The 19411-nt window shown below is 69.3% G+C and carries 22 protein-coding genes; 13 read left to right on the top strand and 9 right to left on the bottom strand.

Annotation, left to right across the window (positions count from 1 at the left end; all coding sequences use genetic code 11):
• The first annotated feature begins 77 nt into the window (after positions 1 to 77).
• Positions 78 to 845 carry an SDR family NAD(P)-dependent oxidoreductase gene (locus tag ACWGID_RS10765; RefSeq protein ID WP_452196205.1) on the top strand — a complete coding sequence of 256 codons (768 nt, stop codon included), beginning with the start codon at positions 78 to 80 and terminating at the stop codon, positions 843 to 845.
• Between the two features lie 57 nt (positions 846 to 902).
• Here the strand turns inward: ACWGID_RS10765 and ACWGID_RS10760 are convergent, their stop codons facing one another.
• Positions 903 to 2450 carry an LCP family protein gene (locus tag ACWGID_RS10760; RefSeq protein ID WP_452196204.1) on the bottom strand — a complete coding sequence of 516 codons (1548 nt, stop codon included), beginning with the start codon at positions 2448 to 2450 and terminating at the stop codon, positions 903 to 905.
• A 48-nt stretch (positions 2451 to 2498) separates the two neighbouring features.
• Here ACWGID_RS10760 and ACWGID_RS10755 point away from each other — a divergent pair, with 48 nt between their 5' ends.
• Positions 2499 to 2975 (top strand): GNAT family N-acetyltransferase, encoded by a 477-nt coding sequence (locus tag ACWGID_RS10755; RefSeq protein WP_452196203.1) that lies wholly within the window; start codon positions 2499 to 2501, stop codon positions 2973 to 2975.
• Here the strand turns inward: ACWGID_RS10755 and ACWGID_RS10750 are convergent.
• Entirely contained in the window at positions 2926 to 4725 is a 1800-nt protein-coding gene (locus tag ACWGID_RS10750) for a protein-arginine deiminase family protein (RefSeq protein WP_452196202.1), read from the bottom strand. The two genes, ACWGID_RS10755 and ACWGID_RS10750, sit on opposite strands and share 50 nt — an antisense overlap.
• Positions 4726 to 4899: 174 nt before the next feature.
• Between ACWGID_RS10750 and ACWGID_RS10745 the strand changes: the two genes are divergently transcribed.
• A complete protein-coding gene (locus ACWGID_RS10745; protein WP_452196201.1) occupies positions 4900 to 5742 on the top strand; it encodes a DUF3152 domain-containing protein in 843 nt (280 codons plus the stop codon).
• Here the strand turns inward: ACWGID_RS10745 and ACWGID_RS10740 are convergent.
• On the bottom strand, positions 5733 to 6098 hold the full coding sequence (locus ACWGID_RS10740; RefSeq protein ID WP_452196200.1) for a VOC family protein: 366 nt from the start codon (positions 6096 to 6098) through the stop codon (positions 5733 to 5735). The two genes, ACWGID_RS10745 and ACWGID_RS10740, sit on opposite strands and share 10 nt — an antisense overlap.
• A gap of 85 nt (positions 6099 to 6183) precedes the next feature.
• On the bottom strand, positions 6184 to 6804 hold the full coding sequence (locus ACWGID_RS10735; protein ID WP_452196199.1) for a MarR family transcriptional regulator: 621 nt from the start codon (positions 6802 to 6804) through the stop codon (positions 6184 to 6186).
• A gap of 95 nt (positions 6805 to 6899) precedes the next feature.
• Here ACWGID_RS10735 and ACWGID_RS10730 point away from each other — a divergent pair, with 95 nt between their 5' ends.
• Positions 6900 to 7664: an SDR family NAD(P)-dependent oxidoreductase gene (locus ACWGID_RS10730; protein ID WP_452196198.1), complete on the top strand. Its 765-nt coding sequence runs from the start codon at positions 6900 to 6902 to the stop codon at positions 7662 to 7664.
• Positions 7665 to 7897: 233 nt separating this feature from the next.
• Positions 7898 to 8086: a hypothetical protein gene (locus ACWGID_RS10725; RefSeq protein WP_452196197.1), complete on the top strand. Its 189-nt coding sequence runs from the start codon at positions 7898 to 7900 to the stop codon at positions 8084 to 8086.
• 237 nt (positions 8087 to 8323) lie between these two features.
• On the opposite strand, the gene ACWGID_RS10720 is transcribed toward ACWGID_RS10725, so the two are convergent.
• Positions 8324 to 8692, bottom strand: coding sequence for a VOC family protein (locus tag ACWGID_RS10720; RefSeq protein ID WP_452196196.1), 369 nt, complete (start codon positions 8690 to 8692; stop codon positions 8324 to 8326).
• Positions 8693 to 8792: 100 nt separating this feature from the next.
• On the opposite strand from ACWGID_RS10720, the gene ACWGID_RS10715 reads away from it, so the two are divergent.
• Positions 8793 to 9242 (top strand): YdeI/OmpD-associated family protein, encoded by a 450-nt coding sequence (locus tag ACWGID_RS10715; protein WP_452196195.1) that lies wholly within the window; start codon positions 8793 to 8795, stop codon positions 9240 to 9242.
• 10 nt (positions 9243 to 9252) lie between these two features.
• On the opposite strand, the gene ACWGID_RS10710 is transcribed toward ACWGID_RS10715, so the two are convergent.
• The 3 genes from ACWGID_RS10710 to ACWGID_RS10700 all read right to left on the bottom strand — a co-directional run bounded on the left by ACWGID_RS10710 (position 9253) and on the right by ACWGID_RS10700 (position 12964).
• Positions 9253 to 9975: a M23 family metallopeptidase gene (locus ACWGID_RS10710; RefSeq protein WP_452196194.1), complete on the bottom strand. Its 723-nt coding sequence runs from the start codon at positions 9973 to 9975 to the stop codon at positions 9253 to 9255.
• Entirely contained in the window at positions 9972 to 10628 is a 657-nt protein-coding gene (locus tag ACWGID_RS10705) for a hypothetical protein (RefSeq protein WP_452196193.1), read from the bottom strand. The genes ACWGID_RS10710 and ACWGID_RS10705 overlap by 4 nt, the downstream gene beginning before the upstream one ends.
• Before the next feature lie 92 nt (positions 10629 to 10720).
• The gene (locus tag ACWGID_RS10700; RefSeq protein ID WP_452196192.1) at positions 10721 to 12964 is read right to left on the bottom strand and encodes a HelD family protein; all 2244 of its coding nucleotides are present in this window, start codon (positions 12962 to 12964) and stop codon (positions 10721 to 10723) included.
• Between the two features lie 130 nt (positions 12965 to 13094).
• Here ACWGID_RS10700 and ACWGID_RS10695 point away from each other — a divergent pair, with 130 nt between their 5' ends.
• From ACWGID_RS10695 to ACWGID_RS10685, 3 genes are all read left to right on the top strand, one after another.
• Entirely contained in the window at positions 13095 to 14204 is a 1110-nt protein-coding gene (locus ACWGID_RS10695) for a M4 family metallopeptidase (RefSeq protein ID WP_452196191.1), read from the top strand.
• Between the two features lie 44 nt (positions 14205 to 14248).
• Positions 14249 to 14776: an NADPH-dependent FMN reductase gene (locus ACWGID_RS10690; RefSeq protein ID WP_452196190.1), complete on the top strand. Its 528-nt coding sequence runs from the start codon at positions 14249 to 14251 to the stop codon at positions 14774 to 14776.
• 128 nt (positions 14777 to 14904) lie between these two features.
• Positions 14905 to 15924 carry an LLM class flavin-dependent oxidoreductase gene (locus ACWGID_RS10685; protein ID WP_452196189.1) on the top strand — a complete coding sequence of 340 codons (1020 nt, stop codon included), beginning with the start codon at positions 14905 to 14907 and terminating at the stop codon, positions 15922 to 15924.
• Between the two features lie 55 nt (positions 15925 to 15979).
• On the opposite strand, the gene ACWGID_RS10680 is transcribed toward ACWGID_RS10685, so the two are convergent.
• Positions 15980 to 16471 carry an Lrp/AsnC family transcriptional regulator gene (locus ACWGID_RS10680; RefSeq protein ID WP_452196188.1) on the bottom strand — a complete coding sequence of 164 codons (492 nt, stop codon included), beginning with the start codon at positions 16469 to 16471 and terminating at the stop codon, positions 15980 to 15982.
• Between the two features lie 133 nt (positions 16472 to 16604).
• Between ACWGID_RS10680 and ACWGID_RS10675 the strand changes: the two genes are divergently transcribed.
• The 4 genes from ACWGID_RS10675 to ACWGID_RS10660 all read left to right on the top strand — a co-directional run bounded on the left by ACWGID_RS10675 (position 16605) and on the right by ACWGID_RS10660 (position 19411).
• Positions 16605 to 17756 (top strand): trans-sulfuration enzyme family protein, encoded by a 1152-nt coding sequence (locus ACWGID_RS10675; RefSeq protein ID WP_452196187.1) that lies wholly within the window; start codon positions 16605 to 16607, stop codon positions 17754 to 17756.
• 115 nt (positions 17757 to 17871) lie between these two features.
• Complete coding sequence (locus tag ACWGID_RS10670) at positions 17872 to 18228, top strand: helix-turn-helix domain-containing protein (protein WP_452196186.1); 357 nt, start codon at positions 17872 to 17874, stop codon at positions 18226 to 18228.
• Between the two features lie 44 nt (positions 18229 to 18272).
• Positions 18273 to 19022 (top strand): phosphotransferase family protein, encoded by a 750-nt coding sequence (locus ACWGID_RS10665; protein WP_452196185.1) that lies wholly within the window; start codon positions 18273 to 18275, stop codon positions 19020 to 19022.
• On the top strand, positions 19019 to 19411 hold the full coding sequence (locus ACWGID_RS10660) for a GNAT family N-acetyltransferase (protein WP_452196184.1): 393 nt from the start codon (positions 19019 to 19021) through the stop codon (positions 19409 to 19411). The genes ACWGID_RS10665 and ACWGID_RS10660 overlap by 4 nt, the downstream gene beginning before the upstream one ends.

The following is a 19411-nucleotide window of genomic DNA, read 5'->3' as shown; positions in this document are numbered from 1 at the left end:
CCGGAGGGCGAGAGAGGTGCTGGCCGGACTGCGGCTCCCACTAGGGTCGATACCGACGCCTAGGTGAGGAGACGTTTGTGACTGGTCGGTTGGCGAACGAGGTTGTGCTGGTGACCGGGGCCGCGCGCGGCATCGGCCGGGCTGTCGCGGTGAAGGCGGCGGCGGAAGGCGCGGCCGTCGGGCTCATCGACATCCTGGCGGACCCGTTGACCGCGACGACGGCCGAGCTGGCCGAGTCCGGCGCGAAGGTCGCGGCGGCCGTCGGCGACATCACCGACGAGGCGTCGGTCCGGGACGCGGTCGGCAGACTCACCGACGAGCTCGGCGGGCCGTTCACCGTGCTGGTCAACAACGCCGGCAAGAACTCGTACGCCGACCCGACCGCGATGTCGGTATCGGAATGGGACGACGTGTTCGACGTCGACCTGAAGGGCGCGTTCCTGATGTCGCGCGAGGTGCTGCCGCCGATGATCGAGAGCCGGCACGGCGCGATCGTGAACATCGCCTCGATCCACTCGAAGCTCACCACGGCCGGCATGTTCCCGTACGCCGCCGCGAAGTCCGGACTGGTCGGGATGACCCGCTCGCTCGCCCTCGACGTCGCGCAGCACGAGGTCCGCGTGAACGCGGTCAGCCCGGGCTACATCTCGACCGACCTGCTCGAGGAGTTCTTCGACACCATCCCGGGCGAACGCGAGAAGGCGCTCGGCGTCCACCCGCTCGGCCGGATCGGTACGCCGGAGAACGTCGCCGAGGTGGTCTGCTTCCTCGCCTCCGACGCGGCCGCCTTCGTCACCGGCGCGAACTGGGCCGTCGACGGCGGACTCGGCGTCCGCTACGCCTGACGCGTCCGGGGCGCCTGACGTCCTGGCGGGCTGTCCGAGCTACCCAGGTTATCGGCGCTATCCGGGCATTCCGGGGTTGTAGGCGCACGCCAAGGCCAGGTCGCCGGTGTCCGGCTTGGCGGTCGTGCGGGGCTGGGTCGTGCGAGGTTGGGTCGCGGTCGTCGGCGGCGCCGTGGTGAGCTTGCGCGGCGCCGTCGTCGTACGGCCTGCCGGGTTGGTCGCCTGGGCCACGATCGCCCGCATCCCGGCGTAGTTCGGGTTGCGTCCGTTCGGGAAGTTCTTCTTCTTGTCCAGGTCGACGTTCGTGATCTTCGCGGTCTTCACCCGCTCGCCGAGGCCGACCAGCGGACCGAGCAGCTCCTTCGGGATATCGGTCCGGATCAGCTGCTCGCCGGCCTTCGCGATCTTCTGGTAGTTGACCAGCACGTTCTGCGGGGTGGCCCGTTCGACGATCGCCTTGACCGTGCACCGCTGCCGCGCCTGCCGGGCCAGGTCCGCGGTCGGTACCTTGTAGCGGCCGCGGGCGAACCAGAGCGCGTCCGTCCCGTTCAGCTGCCGGTTCGGCCCGGGCTGCAGGTACCGGCTCGGCGGGATCTTGTCGTCGTCGCTGCCGCCGACCGGGACCGGGTAGTTGATGTTCACGGTGATCCCGCCGAGGGCCTCGACGAGCTGCGCGAACCCGGCCAGGTCGATCTGCACGTAGTAGTGGATCTTCAGTCCGAGCGCCTCGCCGACCGACACCTTCAGCACGTCGGCACCCTCGTTGTCGGACGGGCCGAGGATGCCGGGGTACAACTTCGGGATGTTGCGGTACATCGCGTCCAGGTAGAACTCCGACTGCTCCTTGCTGGGGTCGATGCTCGGATCCCAGAAGCCGGTCGGGAACTTCTTGTGCAGCGGCGAGTCGGCCGGGAACGGCATCCGCATGAAGTTCCGGGTCAGCGAGATCAGCGAGGTGTTGCCGGTCTTGGTGTCGATGCTCGCAACCATCACCGAGTCGGTGCGCGTGCCCTGCCGGCCGTCGCCGTCGTCGGCGCCGAGCAGCAGCACGTTGAGCCGCGGGATCTGCTGCCAGATGTCCTTCTTCGGGATGATCGTCGGCCGGGTCTGGCTCTTCGTGTCGTCGCCGCCGAACACCTTGTCCACCAGGCTGCGCTGCGCCACCAGGGTCTGCGCACCGGTCGCCGTACTGATGGCGAGTGCGAAACACACGACGCCGATCACCAGCGAGCCGAGCACGCGCATGCCCGGTCCGGCGGTGAGCGGTCGCAGCATCTTGTACGACGTCACGAGCACGACGACCCAGGCGAGCGCGATGACGATCAGGCCGGCGATCATCCAGAGCAGCACGGTCGAGTCCAGCGCCCAGGTGATCACGCTGTCGCGGTGCCGCAGACCGACGTACGCCGCGGTGCCGTAGAGCGCGAGGCTGATCGCGGTCACGACCGACCCGAGGCGGGTCCGGCGCGCGACGAGGTACGCCGTCCCCGGGACGAGGACGCCGAGGATCGCGAGCGCGAGCGCGGCGATCGTTGATCGTTGCCGGGACCTGACGCGGCGGGCTCGCTGGCCGCGCGCTGAACGCCGCGCTCTGGTCTGGACCATGCCCTCTACGATTCACTGACGCGGCAAAAAGTTGGCATGATCGGCGAGGTGACCGACATTCAGGTACGGCGCGCGACGCCGGACGACGCGGAGTCCTTGGTCCGGTTACGCGGACTGATGCTCGCTGCCATGGGCAATGACCTCGACGGACCCTGGCAGAAGATCGCGCTCGACTGGTTCACCGAACAGCTGGCATCGCCGGACACGTTCGCGGCGTACGTCGTCGACGATCCGAGCGCCGGCGTGGTCGCGGGCGCGGCCGGCAACGTCTGGGCGCACCCGCCGGGCCCGCGGGACCTGAGCACTGTTCGCGGTCACCTGTACAACGTCAGCACCGAACCGGACTTCCGGCGGCGTGGTCTGGCGCGCGCGTGCGTGGTGGCGCTGATGGACTGGTTCCGGGACGAGACCGCCGTCGGCCAGATCGAGCTGCATGCGACCGACGACGGCATCGACCTCTATCGCGACCTCGGATTCATCGAGTCGAAGTACCCGAGCCTCCGGTTCCGGACCACCAAGGCGTAGCGCCGCGGGTGTCGCGGAGCGCGTTGGTGGCGCAGTGCACCTCGCCACCACCGAGGTGCGACCAAGCGAAGTTCTCGACCCAGTGCACCCGTACGCCGTTGTGCGCGAGGGCCCGTTCGGTGGCCTGCCGGAAGACGTCTCGCCCGTTCAACCGGGGCCCGTGCGGATCCGGCGCGGCGAACTGATGCTCGGTGAGCGACAGTCCGTTCACGAGCCCGGGGGTCAGCGCCGTGAGTAAGCCGTACCCAGGCACCTTGTTGAAGGCCACGGGCAGTCGCACCACCTCGTCCGCACGCAGGCCGGTCGCCTTCAGCAGGATCTCGAGTTGGTCGTCGATGTGCCGCGCCGCCGCCTCGTTGTCGGCCTGCCCGGCACTCAGGACCTCGTCGACGGTCGGCTTGTGCGGCGAGTTGGTGTCCGCGAACAGGTGCTGACCGCCACCACCCCGCCGTTGCACATCGCGCAGCAGCCGGAATGCGAGTCGCGGATCCGCGACCGCGAGTGTCCAGCCGCGGGCGTTGTTCGCGCGCACCACGTGCGTCGTCTCATCCGGGTGTCCGACCATCAGCCAGGACGTGTCGATCACGACCGGCGGCTGGTAGCCCTGGCTCGTCACCATCGTGATGAACGCCGGATCGGGGTGCCGCTCACCGGACCCGTAGACGATCCGCCCGTGCGGATATCCGGCGTACGGCGGGAGCGACTCGATGTTGCCGCCCATGTTCAGCAGGTCGTCGAGACCGGGGGAGGCCTTGTCGGCGAGCTCCTGGACGATGCCGACGTCCGGTCCGCGCAGGTCGCGGTACAGCAACCGCCCGGCGGGACGTGGGGTGTCGGTGTCCGGGAGGTCCCAGACGTTGCCCGAGCGGATCAGGATGCGCATGGTGTGCGCGCTGCCGACGGCCGGCATGCTCGCGGTCGCGGGCTCGAACGTGTCCTGCAACCACATGTCCTGCCAGCCTTCCGGCGTACCCTGCACGAACTTCATCCGGGCACCGGCTGACATGGTTGCCTGCCGCAACGTTTTCGCGAACGGCTGCCACTCACCCGGTTCATGCGTCGGCGTCTTGCCCCACCATCCCTGCCCCTTGGCCGGTTTCCCGGCGAGGACCGTCTGCGCGGGCTGGAGATCGTTCTGCAGCATCAAGGGAGCGACGCGCATCCGGACGGCGTCGGTGCTGGTCTGGCCGCGATCGGTGACGGACAACGTGACGGTGATCTGGCCGTCCCACCGGGCCGGATCCCGGACGATGTCGCGCCCTTCGAGCTGCAGCCGTACGCCGCGCCGCAGGTCCTGAGCGGTCAGCGTACTGACCGGGCGGCCGTTGGCGAACCCGCGAGCCTTGTTCGCGGGGGTGATCGTGACGTTTCCGGTCGCGCTGTCCGAGAGGTTGCGCTGGGCATCGATCGCTAGTGGTGCCAGGTCTGCCGCGTCCCGTGGTCCGTTGATCCGGTCGTCGGCGGAGTCGTTGCAGGCGGCAAGTTTGTCGTCGACCGCGCGGCCGGGTGCGTTCAGATCGGCCGGGTCGACCGTGCAGCGGTGTTCGTCGTCGTCCAGGTTGGGCAGGAAGATCGCGCCACGCGAGTCGGTCCAGGTGCCCTTGCCGGCGTCGTCGGCGTGGGTGAGCAGCCCGTCTCGGTTCACGTCCGCGGTCAGTCGCGCCGCCGGGGCCGTACCCCAGGCGGTCAGCGCGGGCGTGACGGCGGTCAGTAGCGTCGCGGTGGCGAGGCCTGCGGTCCAGCGGTTCATCGAAGGCTCTCCTTTTTGGTACAGGTGTGCTTCTTCGAGTTAAACTAACACGGGCGTGTTAGAAAAAGCAGGTGGAAATCTGCTCTCCACCCGTGGGCGGAGAAGGTTTTCTGGGCACAGTGGCAAGTGATGAGTGAGCGCGCCCGCCGTGGGCGGGCTGTGGGGAGTCAACGGATGCGGCGCTGGAGTGTTGTCAGGAGGACCGGGCTCGCGATCACGGTCGCGCTCGCGATCGGGGCAGTGGTCGAGGTGCCGGCCAGCCCGTTCGCCCGGCACGGGTCCCCGGAGCGGCTGCTGCGGGCCGCGGTGGGGTCCGATGAGTCCACGCAGTCAACCGAGTCAACGCAGTCGACCCAGTCCACGCAGTCGGCTCAGTCGCCGGTGCGGTCGGAGCTGCCGACGCGGGCCACGGTCCCGGAGGCGATCTCGTACCCGGTGGCCGGGCCGCGGCGGTACGCCGTACTGCCTGGCAATCCCGCGGTGATCGGGCGTGGCGGGCGGTTGCTGCGGTTCCGGATCGCGATCGAGAGCGGGATCACCGGGGTCGATCAGGCCGCGTTCGGGCAGTTCGTGCGGACGGCGTACGGCGCGCCCGCGGGGTGGGCTTCGCGCGGGCAGTGGAGCTTCCAGCAGGTGGGTCCGGGCGAGACGGCCGACTTCACAGTGATGCTGGTGACGCCGCAGACGCGGGACTCGATCTGCGGCTCGGCTCCCGACCGGTACACGAGTTGCCGGATCGGCGACCAGGTCGTGCTGAACGTCGCGCGGTGGGTGCACGGCGTGAGGGGGTTCGGCGCGTCACTGGCGACGTACCGGCACTACATGATCAACCACGAGACAGGGCACCGCCTCGGCCGCGGCCACGAGCTGTGCCCGGGCCCCGGCCAGCCGGCGCCGGTCATGCAGCAGCAGACCCTCGGCCTCCACGGATGCACCGCGTACGCCTGGCCCTACCTGAACGGCGCCCGCTACCGGGGCCGCCTGGGTCAGTACGACGACGCGATCCCTCAGGACTGAATGATCGAGAGCACGTTGCCCGCCGGATCCTTGAACCAGGCGATCAGCGGGCCCTGCCCGCGGTTGATCCCAGACTCGTCCTGCTCGTCGTTGTACCGCTCGAACGTGACACCGCGCCCGGCCAGCTCCCGCGCCGTCGCCTCGATGTCGGTGACCGGAAAGTTGAGCACCGTGTACTCGGCCGGCACGTGGTCCGCCTTCGGGTACACCAGCACCGGCGTCCCACCCGCGACCCGCAGATGCAACATGCCGTGCTCTTCCCCGACGTCGATCCCGAGCGTCGTCCCGTAGAACTCCTTGGCCCGCGGGATGTCGTCGACCGAGAACCCACTGAACGCCTTGCTGTCCTTCAACATCTGATGCCTCCTCTAGTACGTGACACCAGCAACGTCGACACAACAACGCGATTCTCGACACCCCCACCCGAGGGGATATCCGCGATCAGGTGTGGAGAACCTGCGGGAGGGAGTCGTTGACGGCCGCCGCGACCGAGGCGGACTCGAGCCCGTCGGCGACGGTGTGCAGGAGCCGGACCAGGTGGGCGGCGTCGGTGGGGCCGAGGATGCCGGTGATGACGTCGAGGACCCGGACAGTCAGGCCGTCGAGCTGGGACAGCCGTGCCTGGCCCATCCCCGTGACGGCCAGTGCCGGGTCGGTCCGGACCATGCCGAGCGTTTCCAGGTCGGCGATCGCCAGCTCCGCCTCACCGGTCGTGATGCCGACCTGTTTCGCGACCTCGCCGGCGGTGACGCGACCGTTCGCGATAGCGCTCAGGACGAGCGCGGCCGGCATCTTGATCCCGACCGCCTCCTGCAAGCCGAGGACCAACGGGTGCGCGTGACCGCGAACCCGCTCCACCGCGTCCAGCAAGCGCAACGCATCGCCGACATCGCCGATCAGGTGCTCGGTCTGCACGGCCGCGATACCTGTCGGTCCGCGGCGAACCGGTGACGGCACGACGCCGCCGATGACCCGCTCCGGCATCACGAGGGCGGTCGCCGCCACCTGCTCGCCCTCGGGTCCCGCGGTCGTCGGCCTGATTCCAGCGTCTTCGATGGTCACTTCTCCAGCGTACGGAGCCGTTCCGACAGGTTCGGCGTGTCTTTCCTGAGGAAACCCTGTGAATCTCATGACGTTCCTGCCGTAGCCTCCGCCTCATGCAGCTGACTGGGAAACGGATTCTGGTGATCGGTGGCGGGGGCGGCGGGATCGGGCGGGCGACGACCGAGGCCTTCGGCAACGAAGGAGCGGCGGTGCTGGTCGCGGATCTCGATCCGGCGCGTGCCGAGGAGGCCGCTGCCGCGGTGCGGGAGCGCGGCGGTACGGCGTACCCGACGTCCGGAGACGTTCGTTCGGCGAGCGACATCGAGGCGATGGTCGCGGCCGCGGTGGAAAAACTCGGCGGGCTCGACGTGCTGGTCACGGTCGTCGGCGGGCAGGTTGCGTTCGTGCCCGCGGTGAAGCTGCACGAGATGGCCGACGCGGACTGGGACACGATCTACGAGGTCAACCTGCGGTACGTCGCCCGCGCGGTCCGGGCCGCGCTACGGGTCTTCCTGGACCAGGGCACCGGCGGCGCGATCGTCAGCGTCGGGTCGGTCACCGGGTTCATGGCGGCACCCGAGCAGGCGGCGTACGGCGTGATGAAAGCGGGCATCCTCAGTCTGGCCCGGACGGTCGCGGCCGAGTACGCGCGGGACGGGATCCGGATGAACGTCGCCGCGGCCGGCGCGATCGCGACTGCCGTGGCGAACGCGACCGTCGACGCCGAGGTCGTCGAGGAGATCCCGGTCGGCCGGTTCGGCCGGTCCGCCGAGGTTGCCGACGCGGTCGTGTACCTGGCGTCGGACGTCGCGTCGTACATCACCGGGCAGCAGATCGTGCTGGACGGCGGCGTCTCCGTTCGAGGCCCGTTTCAGTAATCGAACACACGGGCGAAGAATTCGGTTCCGGAAAGTCCGGAAAAGCCCAGAAATTCTGGGAACAGGGCGTGACCTCCGCTCTCCGATCTCCGTTGGATCTGACGTGACGGTGAACACAACACGGCGCACCGGCACCGCGCTCGCCCGCGTTTTCCAGGCCGTTCACCCTCGAAGTACAGCCAGGAGGACCAGTGACAACCGCCACCGCCACCCAGACCATTTCGCGTCGACGCGTGCGTGTCTGGTTCGGTGAGCACGTCATCGCCGACTACAACGCCGAGCCGGCGTTGGCCGAGCGGTACGCAGACGCCATGAGCCGTCGGTTCGCCGGTCTTCGGGTCACCAACGACCCGATGCCCGCCGTCGACAAGCTCCCCGAACCCCTGCCCGGCGAGCGCATGTGGGACGTAGCACCCCGCTGAGAAAGTCTCCGGTACCTTTCGCGTTCCGCACCCACCAGACAACCCACGCGGAACGTCGCCTGATCGAGTCGCCTCACCTCGATCAATCAAAGGGCCGGGTTTGGGCGGCAAGCGAGTGCGGGCGTTCTGCCCCTCGCTTGCCGCCATTTTCTCCCCTGCCGAAATGCGCCTGACTGCAGTACGCAATTCCGTGGTGAATGTTCGCACCGGATCCCCCAGGTCCGGTGCGAACTTTTTTCACTTTTTCGCGTAGTACTCCGGTTTCATCTGAATGAGCTGGACGTAGTTCCCGTCCGGGTCGAGCAACGTCGCGAACCAGCCGATACCGCGGTCCTCCGGGTGCACCAGCCACTCGACGTCCAGCGCGCGCAGATGCGCGGCCGCCGCCTCGATGTCGTCGACCGCGAAGTTCACGATGTGCCGCCCGGGCTCGGCGTTCTTCGCCGCGACGTCGTCGCGCTGCTCGATCACCAGTCCGAACCCACCCAGATCGAGGTTCCCGTAGCCGTCGACGTCGGCCTGGAAGCCGTCGCGGTACCACGTCTTGAGCCGCTCGGCGTCGGTGCTGCCGAGCAACATGCTGTTCAGTACGGGCTTCGCCACCATCTCTCCTTCCACTGACACTGACATCCGGTACGTCGGAGCTCGCGCGCGGATCTCGACACGACCTGGTTGACTGGGCCGACGACCGCACCAGGGAGGTTCGATGAAAATCACCGCCGAACTGCTGGCCACCGGCAAGAACACCGCCGGGTTCGAGATCCCCGAGTCCGTCGTCGAGTCGCTCGGTGGCGGCGGCCGGCCGAAGGTCAGCGTCAAGGTCAACGGACTCACGTTCCGTACGTCGATCGCGCGGATGGGCGGCCGGTATCTGCTGGGAGTCAGCGCGGACCGCCGTACCGAGGCCGGGGTCGCGCCCGGTGACGTGCTCGAGATCGACGTCGAGCTCGACACGGCACCGCGGGAGCTCGAGGTCCCCGAACCGCTGGCGACGGCGCTCGCCGCGGATGCCAAGGCGCAGGCGTTCTGGGAGACGCTCAGTTACAGCAACCGGCAGTGGCACGTCCTGCAGGTGACGTCGGCGAAGACCGAGGCCACGCGCGACCGGCGCATCGAGAAGTCGGTGGGCATGCTGCGCGAGGGTCGCGCTCGCTGACGGGTCGCTGTCAGCAGTACGAGCGGCAGCCGCGATCCACGCCGTACTGGCGCCTGGTCTTCGCGACCAATGCGACCGGTGACAGCTGTCCGCCATGGTGCCAGCTGTTCAGGTACGCCTGCGGCGGCACGGCGCCGCGGCGAATCCACCACCTGCTGGGCCCGGTGGGCCAGCTGATCCCGAAGTGCAGGTGGGGCGGGGTTCCTCGTGCGCTCCCGGTCTTCCCGGTATGTCCCAACGTTTGCCCGGCCTTGACCTCAACGCCCGGCTTGATGCCTGGCTGGATGGCTGACAGGTGCGAGCCGTAGTACCGGACGCCGTCCACTCCGACGATCGAGACCGACAGGCCGCCACGGTCGGCGCCTCGGTTGGTCTTCGGATTCCAGGCGTCGACCCGGGTGACCTCGTCGACCCGCCCGGCAACCGGCGCGACGAACAGGCAGCCCACGTTCGCGAAGATGTCCGACGCCGGGTAGTCGTGGTGACTCTGCGAGGCATCCGCCCGACAGCCACCTACCGGGAACGCATACCGGACGGCGGCCTGCCTCTCCGGTCTGGCGGGTGTTGTCGTGTGGGGGCGTCGCATGGTGGTCGGCTTGGGTGACGGCGTGGGGGACGGGGCCGCGGTGGGTTTCGGGCTGTCGAACACTCCCGCCGCCGACAGCGCGAACAGCCCACCACCAGCCACGACCACCATCGCTACGAGGAATCCGGCCCAAGCCTGTCGCGTCACGGGTACCAGAATGCGTTGACCGCCGCGCTCGAGTACACCGTTTCGCACGGAATGCCGTTCTTGTCGGCGTCCATCCGGGCCGGCATGCCGTAGTACCACCAGTACCGGACGGCTTCCGCGTACGACGCTCCGCGCGCGACGAGGTCACGGCAGTACATCCCGGCCTGCCAGTTCACGACGCCGTTGACCTCACGCCCGTTCCAGTAGGCCGCGACGGAGCTGCGCGAGTAGACGGTCTCGCACGGAATTCCGTTGCGGTCGGCATCCATTTGCTTCGGTTGCCCGTGCAGGTACCAGTAGTCGACTGCCGCGGCGTACCCGAGTCCCTGGGCCTTCAGGTCCCGGCAGAACATCCCGGCCGGCAGCTCCCGCACGTCTCCGGAGGTCGGCGTGGACGTTCCCTTCGCCGACGGCGTCACCGTCACGGTGCGCGTCGGCACGGGGGCGGCAGGCGCGGACTTTGCTCGCGCAGCCGGTGCCGACGCCGGCGTATCGGCTGCGTGGGAGGCCGGCGGGTCCTTGGTCACCAGCACCACGAGCCAGGCCAGCAAGACCAGAATGACGCCGACCGCCATTCCCCCCAGAACCGCCAGGACCGCGTTACCCCGCTCGGTCCGCCGATCACACTGCGTGCGTGGATACGGTTCCCCCATGATGATTCCCCCCGCTAGCCATTGAAACTCTGCGGCTATCGGCTGTCCATGGCTCGATCACCTGCCCCACAAACCCTCGGAGCCGTGGTCGTTCAATCGCGGGCCCAGGCGGCGGAGTCCGTGAGTACGTCGGGTAGTTGGCCTACGACACCGAGGCGTTGGGTGCACCGGGTGAGAGCGACGTACAGGTCGCGCAGGCCGCGCGGGGACTCGATCACGATGCCGTCGGGATCGACGACGAGGACCGAGTCGAACTCGAGGCCCTTGGCTTCGCGGGCCGTGAGGACGGTGACGCCGGACAGTCCGTCGACCGCCTCCTGGATCAGCTCCAGCCGGCTGCGCGACGTGATCACCCCGACCTCGCCGTACGCCGTCTCCTCGGTCGCCATCTTGTAGACGTACAACGCCTGCTCGGCCGCCGGGACGTCGAGGTGCCAGGGCCGCACGCCCGTCGAACGGACCGACTGCGGCGCCCGCGCCGACGGGTCGACCGCCCGCAGTACGTCGTTCGCGACCTCCATCACCTCGGCCGGGGTGCGGTAGTTCAGCGTGAGCTCAGCGAGGCGCCAGCGATCGCCGAACGTCTCACCGAGCGCGCTCGCCCAGGTCGTCCCGCCGCCGACCGAGCTCGTCTGCGCCACATCACCGACCACGGTCATCGACCGCAGCGGGCACCGGCGCGCGATCGCCCGCCACGCCATCGGTGACAGCTCCTGCGCCTCGTCGACGATCACATGCCCGTACGTCCAGCGCCGATCGGCCGCCGCCCGATCGGCCAGCGTCCGGTCGTCGTCCGCCTCGTACCGCTCGGCGAACGCCTCGGCGTCCAGGATGTCCTTCGCGGTCAGGATCTCTGCCTCGTCCTCCTCGTCGAAGTCCGTCGACCCCGAACCGGACAGCACGTCCAGAGCCCCTTGTGCATAAGCGACCGCCCGCGCCCGCGCGGCCCGCTCCCGCGCCGCCTCGGTCCCGTCGTCACCGAGCAGCTCCGCCGCCTCGTCCAGCAGCGGTACGTCGGCCGGGCTCCAGTCGGCGCCGTACCTCAGGAGGTGTTCGCGATCCAGCGCGGACAGTTGCGGCGCCGCGGACGCGAGCCGGTCCTCGTCGCCGTACAGATCCTCGAGGAGTTTCGGCGGACTGAGCAGGGGCCAGAGCTGTTCGAGCAGCGCCTGTACGGCGGGCTCCGCGAGCACTTCCTTGCGCAGCTCGGCCAGGTCGTACTCGTCGAGCAGCTGCTCACCGTCGAGCGGGTCGGTGCCGATCAAGTCGGCGTACTGGCTGGTCAGGTGGTCGGTGATCTCGTTGAGGACGTACGGACGCGCTTGGTTGTGGGTGAGGTTGCGGTTTCGGACCCGGGCGTGGGTCGCCGCGCACACCTCCGGGTCGAGGGTGAGCTCCGTCCGGTCGACCATCACCCGCACCGGTCGCTCCGGGATCCACTGCCGGTCGGCGACGGCCTTCGCGATCACGTCGGCCATCACCGTCCGGCCCTTCACCTCGGCGCTCTCCGAGGACTCCGGGCGGGTCGCGTTCAGGCCGGGGTAGAGCTCGGCGATGGTGACGAGCCGGACGCCGTCCTCACCGAGCGAGGGCAGCACCTGGCCGATGAAGCGCAGGAACGCAGCATTCGGCCCGACGACGAGAATTCCGCGCTTTTCCAGCTGCTCGCGGTGCGTGTAGAGCAGAAAGGCCGCCCGGTGCAGCGCGATCGCGGTCTTGCCGGTGCCCGGACCGCCCTGGACGACGAGGATCCCCGGAAGTTCGGAACGGATGATCCGGTCCTGGTCGGCCTGGATCGTCTGGACGATCGACTCCATCCGGCCGGTCCGGCGGGCCTCCAGCGCCTTCATCAGCACGGCTTCGCCGATCACGCCGGTGCCGGGTTTGGACGGGTCGGCCGCCTCGCGGGCGAGGTCGAGCTGCTCGTCCTGGACGTCGAGGACGCGCCGCAGCCGGGTCTGCACGTGCCGGCGCCGGACGATGCCGTGGTTGGCCACCGCGGTGGCGATGTAGAACGGCCGGGCCGCGGGGGCGCGCCAGTCGACGAGCAGCGGTTCGTAGTCGTCGTCGTGCAGGCCGAGCCGGCCGATGTGCAGGACGTCGCCGTCGGCGGTGTCCAGGCGGCCGAAGTACAGCCCCTCCTCGGCGGCGTTCAGGCGCGCCAGGCGGAGTTTCAGGTCACGGATCCGGCCGTCCCGCTGGTGGAGGGCCTGGGCGTTTCGAGTTAGCAGCTGCTGCTCGTCGTCGGTGCGTGCCTCGGCGCGCTCGCGCTCGGCGTCCAGCGCGGCGTAGAACGTAGTCAGGTGTGCCTGTTCGGCATCGACCGGATTCGGCAATTCATTACCCCTTGTGTTAAAATGCGTCCCGGTTGGTTTTCAGGCCGCATTTCACTCTTTGCAGAAATGACACTGCGCGCGGCAGCCACAAATCCTTGAGTTTATCTCCTGGTCGGGTTTTCCTGTAGTGGTGTTTCACTCGATCGTCCCGCCGTACCTGCTCGAGCAGCTGGAGCGATCCGCGGGTGACCCCAGCGTCCGAGCCCGGATCCGGCAGTCGTTGCAGCACGACGCCGTACTGCGTGGCAGGCCCGCGGCGTATCGACAACGGGTGGCCGCGGCCGACGGCCGGCAACGGAAGGTGTACGACGCCGAGAACGGGACCGACCTGCCCGGCACCCTGGTGCGCTCCGAGGGCGACGACGCGGTCCAGGACAAGGCGGTCAACCAGGCGTACGACGGCACCGGCGCGACCTGGACGCTCTACAAGGAGTGCTACGGGCGGGACTCGATCGACGACGCCGGGCAGGTGCTCACCTCGACGGTGCACTACGACCGGGGCTACGCGAACGCGTTCTGGGACGGCTCGCAGATGGTGTTCGGCGACGGGGACGGCGCGATCTTCGGGAACTTCACGTCCTCGATCGATGTCACCGGCCACGAACTCACCCACGGCGTCACGCAGCACACGGCGAACCTCGCGTACGACGGTCAGTCCGGCGCGCTCAACGAGAGCATCTCGGACGTCTTCGGGTCGCTCGCGAAGCAGTACGCGCTGGGTCAGAGCGCGGCGGACGCCGACTGGCTGATCGGGGCCGGACTGTTCCTCCCCGGGGTGCAAGGGGTCGCACTCCGGTCCATGAAGGCACCCGGGACGGCGTACAACGATCCGCGGCTGGGCAAGGACCCGCAGCCCGCCACCATGGCCGGGTACGTCGAGACGCAGGACGACAACGGCGGCGTCCACATCAACTCGGGCATCCCGAACCACGCGTTCTACCTGGTCGCGACGGAGCTCGGCGGGAACGCGTACGACGACGCCGGCAAGATCTGGTACGGCACCCTGACCTCCGGCCACCTGCCGAAGTCCGCCTCCTTCCGCGACTTCGCCGACGCCACTCGAACCACCGCCCGCGAGCTCTACGGCGACGGCTCACCCCAACTCACCGCCGTCACCAAGGCCTGGCAAACGGTCGGAGTAGTCGACGACCAAACCCCCCTGATGAACGCCGCCCACACCGACCTCCAGCCCTCCACCCCACCCTCCCTCCCACCCGAGCAGCAGCCGGCTGGTGAATGAGACGGTTGACCTCAAGTTCTGTTGAGGTATTAGCGTGTTTTGTTGTGACTGTTCATCCGCTGCGGCTCGTGGTGTTGACGCGCAATCTCGAGGTGGGGCGGTTCGGGACGGCGGTGACGCGGTGGTTCGCGCGGGAAGTCGAGCGGGCGGACGAGTTCAAGCTCGACCTGATCGATCTGAGTGTGCTGCCGCTCACCGAGTTGCCGGGGCGGATCGACGAGGCGGATGCGGTGCTGATCGTCACCGCGGAGTACAACCACGCCTACCCGGGTGACGTGAAGACCGCGATCGACGCCGTACGACGGCCTTGGTACGCGAAGCCGGTCGGGTTCGTCGTGTACGGCGGCCGCTCCGGCGGGCTCCGCGCGGCCGAGCAGCTGCGGCTGGTCTTCGGCGAGCTGCACGCGGTGCCGATCCGCGACAGCCTCGGGTTCCGCGAGGAGGACTTCACCGCGGACGGCGAGCCGACCGATCCGGGCACGTCCGCGGCCGCCGCGGCGCTCCTCCACCAACTCGCCTGGTGGGCGCGAAGCCTCCGGGACGCCCGAGCGGCGACCCCGTACCCGGCTTGAGCGGATCCCCAGCACTACACAATCGCGGTTCGGTCGACCGCTCCACGCTCAGCCGGCGCTCGCGCGGCCGATTGATGAGTGCTGGAGATCCGGAATACGCCGACCCGGACGGCGGTTGACGATTGAACGTGACCGCTGACCCGATGCCCCTGTCCGTGCTTGACCTCTCGCCGGTGCCGTCGGGGACGCGGCCGTCGGCGGCGTTGCACGAGACGCTCGAGCTGGCCCGCACCGCGGAAGCGGCCGGGTACCACCGGTTCTGGCTGGCGGAGCATCACAACATCCCGAGCGTGGCGAGTTCGAGCCCCGAGGTGATGATCGCGGCGGTCGCCGCCGCGACCTCGTCGATCCGGGTCGGCTCCGGCGGCATCATGCTGCCGAACCATTCGCCGCTGAAGGTCGCCGAGACCTTCCGGGTCCTGGGTGGTCTCTACCCGGACCGCATCGACCTCGGTCTCGGCCGCGCGCCCGGCACCGACCAGCGCACCGCCCTCGCTTTGCGCCGTAGCCGGGAGGCCCTCGGCGCCGACGACTTCACCGAGCAGTACGCCGAGCTCCGCGCGTACGTCGACGGTTTCCCGGCGGGCCACCCGTTCGAGCCGATCACCGCGCAACCGACCGACGTACCGCTCCCGCCGATCTGGATCCTCGGTTCCAGCACGTACGGCGGGCAGGCGGCCGCCGCGCTCGGGACCGGCTTCGCGTACGCCGGCCACTTCGGGACCCTCGACCCGGCCGGCGTGATCTCGGCGTACAAGACGAACTTCCAGCGCTTCGAGCACGAGGGTCAGCCGCACGCGATCCTCGCGCTGGCCGCGATCGTCGCCGAGACCGAGGAGCGTGCGCAGGCGCTGGCCCGCGCGAATGCGCTCTCGACGCTGCGCCTGCGCTCCGGCCGCCCCGGCCCGCTGCCGTCTCCCGAGGAGGCGGCCGACTACCCGTGGAGCGACGCGGAGGAAGCCGCCGTCGAGGAGTGGACCGGCCTGGTCACCGTGGGTACGCCGGACCAGGTGGCCGGCGAGCTGCTGCGAAAGGCCAACACCGCCGGCGCCGACGAGCTCATCATCACCACGAACATCCACGACCCGGCCGAACGCCGCCAGTCGTTCCAGCTCCTCGCCGAAGCCTGGGGCCTCAAGCCGAGGTAGGCATCAAGCCGAGTTAGCACTCGAGCCCGAGGCGGAACTCCGCCCGAGGCAGAACTCATCCGCCGCGGACGTGCTCGAAGATCAGGCTCGTCTCGGCGTGGCTGACCGCGGGATCCGCGGTCAGATGATCCAGCACGAACTCTCGCAGCGCGTCGGGAGTCGCGGCTGACACATGCAGCAGGTAGTCGTTGGCTCCGCTGACATGGAAGAGCGACAGGACCCCAGGCAGCCGCGGCACCTTCGTGCGGAAGCGGTCGATCTCGTCGCGGGAGTGCGCGCCGATCCGGATCGCGATCAGCGCCTGCAGCGGCCGGCCGAGCGCGGCCAGGTCCACGTCGGCGTGGAAGCCGCGGATCACTCCGCGCTCGCGCAGGGAACGCACCCGGGTCAGGCAGGTCGACGGCGCGAGGCCGACTGCCTCGGCGAGCGCGTTGTTCGGCATCCGGCCGTCGGCCGTGAGCAGCTCGACCAGTTTCAGGTCGACGTCGTCGAGCCCGTCGGGAAGCGGCCGCGGGGCCGGTCCCGGGCTCCGACGATCCTTCGGCATACCACCACTGTAGGGCGGGTCCACAGAATCCACAGCGTGTGGACGACCCTGTGGACGAATTTTCTTCGGAACTCTTGCGCTGATCTCGCAGAAGATTCCACAGTCACCTCAGTTATCCACAGGGAGGTGCCTGATGACCCAGCTCGATACCCGCTCGGTACACGCCGGTCGCCGCGACCTGGCCGCCCTCGGCGTCCACGTCCCGCCGATCGACCTGTCCACCACCTATCCGCTCCCGGGCGTGCACACCGGCGGAGCGTCGTACGACGCGCTCGCGGAGGGCCGCGGGCCGGACGGCGGGAGCCTCGTCTACCAGCGCCTGTGGAACCCGACCGTCGCGCGGTTCGAGGACGCGCTCGCCGAACTCGAGCACACCGACGGCGCGGTCGCGTTCGGCTCCGGGATGGCCGCGCTCACCGCGTGTCTGCTCGCCACGGTTGCCGCCGGTCGCCCCCACGTGGTCGCCGTCCGCCCGCTGTACGGCGGCTCCGACCACTTGTTATCCACAGGCCTCCTGGGGACAACCGTCACTTACGCACAGCCCGCCGAGGTCGCGGCGTCGATCCGTCCGGACACGGGCCTGGTGCTCGTCGAGACGCCGGCGAACCCGACAGTCGAGCTGGTGGACATCGCAGCCGTCGCCACCGCGGCCGGCGACGTACCCGTGCTGGTGGACAACACCTTCGCGACGCCGGTGCTGCAGCAGCCGGCCCGGCACGGGGCGAGCCTGGTCCTGCACTCGGCCACCAAGTACCTCGGCGGTCATGGCGACGTGATGGGTGGCGTCGTCGCGGCCGGCGTGGAGTGGGTCGGCCGGCTCCGGCAGATCCGCGCTGTGACAGGTGGCCTGCTGCACCCGATGGCGGCGTACGAACTGCACAGGGGATTGCAGACGTTGCCGGTGCGAGTCCGGGCGCAGCAGGCAACCGCCATCAAGGTCGCCGACTGGCTGGCGGCGCAGCCGCGTGTCGAGCGGGTCTACTACCCTGGCCTCGCCGATCCAGCGGGCCTGATCGGACGTCAGCAGTCGGGGCCGGGCGCGGTGCTCGCGTTCACCGTCAGTGGCGGTTTCGAGGCGGCGTCCCGGGTGGCCGACGGGCTGAAGCTCATCACCCACGCGGTATCCCTGGGCGGCGTGGACACCCTGATCCAGCACCCCGCCGGGCTCACCCACCGCCTCGTCGCCTCCGAGGCCAAGCCCTCCGACGCGCTGCTGCGGTTGAGCCTCGGTCTGGAGGATCCCGAAGACCTCACCGCCGACCTGCAGACGGCCCTCGAGCGCTGACTTCGCCGTGAGCAGATCCGCGCCTGGAATCTGCTCAGGGCAGATCTTCGTACGGCGGACCCGTGCGGGATGGCACACTCGGTACAGGACATCCGGAGGCGAGGAGGGCCAGGACGTGTTGCTACGCCAGGTGATCGGGAACGTCTTCCGCCGGTTGCGGCGCGAGCGGGGCATCACCCTGCGCGAGCTCGCCGAGCAGGCTCAGGTGTCGGTGCCGTACTTGTCCGAGATCGAGCGCGGCCGCAAGGAGCCGTCCTCGGAGATCCTCGCCGCGATCTGCCGCGCGCTCGAGCTGGAGCTCACCGACCTGCTGGCCGAGGTGCAGTTCGACCTCACCACCGCGGTCCGCTCGACGCTGCCGGTCCGGCTGCAGACCAGCGCGATCCGGGTCGAGGAGCGGTCCACCCACCGCATCCCGTCCGGCCCCCGCGCGTACTCCGCCTCCGCGCAGGCGTTCACGCTCGTCGCCTAGAAAAACCAGTCACGTTCGGCCTGGTAGGTGTCTAGCCTGACCGGGTGCCGAACTACGTGAAGCGCCGGCCGCCCGCGGTGCCGGGGTCGATTCCGGATGTCCTGAAGATGTTCGAGTCGGAGGTCCGGTTCTACACCGAGATCGCCCCGGTCGTCGGCGTCCGGGTGCCGGAGTGCTTCCAGGCCGAGCAGAGCTCCGAAGGCACCCTGCTGGTGCTCGAGGATCTCTCCGCCTGGACCCCGGGCGCATCCCCGCAGGCCGGAGCCCGAGCGCTCCGCGACCTCCACGACCGCTGGGCCGGCCAACTGGATCAATGGCCCTGGCTCCGACCGATCGGCGCCGGAGACGACTTGGTCGCCGCCCTGTACGACGAGCTGTGGCCGGCGATCGCGGCGCGGTCGGACCTGTCGCCGACCGTGCTGGGGTTCGGTGAGCGCCTCGTCGGCAAGGTGCAGGACGCCGAGCGCGACATCGCGGCCGCCGGCCCGATGACGCTCGTGCACGGTGACGCGTCCGCGCAGAACCTGCGGACCGGGCCGAACGGGGAGGTCGCGTTCCTCGACTGGGAGGACGTGTCGGCGGCTCCCGGCGTACTGGATCTCGCATGGTTCCTGGTGTCGTCCGTCGAGCCCACGGCGTGGCCCGAAGCGCTGGATTCGTATGGCGCCGTCGACGGTCTGCGCAGCGTGCTGCCGTCCGTGATGGTGCAGGGGTATCTGTCGTTGTCCGATCTGCCCGACGGTGAGGGTACGGCGTGGAATGCTCGTCTCGAGACCGCGGTGGGGATGCTGTGAAGTACGTCGTACGTTTCCCGGTGGATGATCGGGAGCTGTCCTTGTTGCATGCTGCCGCGTTCGAGGGCGAGCCCGAAGTGCACGCGTGGGCGGAGCGGTTGGAGCGGTGGGCGCTGACCTGGGTCGGTGCCTTCAGCAACGATCAGCTGGTCGGGTTCGTGCAGGTGTGCTGGGACGGCGGTGCGCATGCGTTCGTGCTGGACACCGCCGTCCATCCGGAGCACGGTCGGCAGGGCATCGGCAAGCAGCTCGTGCTGACCGCTGCCGAGGAGGCTCGGAAGGCCGGGTGCGAGTGGCTGCACGTGGACTTCGAGCCGCACCTGACCGCGTTCTACCTCGACGCCTGCGGCTTCCGCCCGACCGACGCAGGGCTGCTCAAGCTGCGGTAA

This window comes from Kribbella sp. NPDC054772, from assembly GCF_053611945.1.
This window is presented reverse-complemented; position numbering and strand designations above follow the sequence as displayed.

What these genes read in the sequence shown, in the direction of transcription:
- ACWGID_RS10760 (WP_452196204.1), bottom strand. Translation starts at nt 2,450, where the DNA reads ATGGTCCAGACCAGAGCGCGGCGTTCAGCGCGCGGCCAGCGAGCCCGC.
- ACWGID_RS10750 (WP_452196202.1), bottom strand. Translation starts at nt 4,725, where the DNA reads ATGAACCGCTGGACCGCAGGCCTCGCCACCGCGACGCTACTGACCGCC.
- ACWGID_RS10745 (WP_452196201.1), top strand. Translation starts at nt 4,900, where the DNA reads ATGCGGCGCTGGAGTGTTGTCAGGAGGACCGGGCTCGCGATCACGGTC.
- ACWGID_RS10740 (WP_452196200.1), bottom strand. Translation starts at nt 6,098, where the DNA reads ATGTTGAAGGACAGCAAGGCGTTCAGTGGGTTCTCGGTCGACGACATC.
- ACWGID_RS10730 (WP_452196198.1), top strand. Translation starts at nt 6,900, where the DNA reads ATGCAGCTGACTGGGAAACGGATTCTGGTGATCGGTGGCGGGGGCGGC.
- ACWGID_RS10720 (WP_452196196.1), bottom strand. Translation starts at nt 8,692, where the DNA reads ATGGTGGCGAAGCCCGTACTGAACAGCATGTTGCTCGGCAGCACCGAC.
- ACWGID_RS10715 (WP_452196195.1), top strand. Translation starts at nt 8,793, where the DNA reads ATGAAAATCACCGCCGAACTGCTGGCCACCGGCAAGAACACCGCCGGG.
- ACWGID_RS10705 (WP_452196193.1), bottom strand. Translation starts at nt 10,628, where the DNA reads ATGGGGGAACCGTATCCACGCACGCAGTGTGATCGGCGGACCGAGCGG.
- ACWGID_RS10680 (WP_452196188.1), bottom strand. Translation starts at nt 16,471, where the DNA reads ATGCCGAAGGATCGTCGGAGCCCGGGACCGGCCCCGCGGCCGCTTCCC.
- ACWGID_RS10675 (WP_452196187.1), top strand. Translation starts at nt 16,605, where the DNA reads ATGACCCAGCTCGATACCCGCTCGGTACACGCCGGTCGCCGCGACCTG.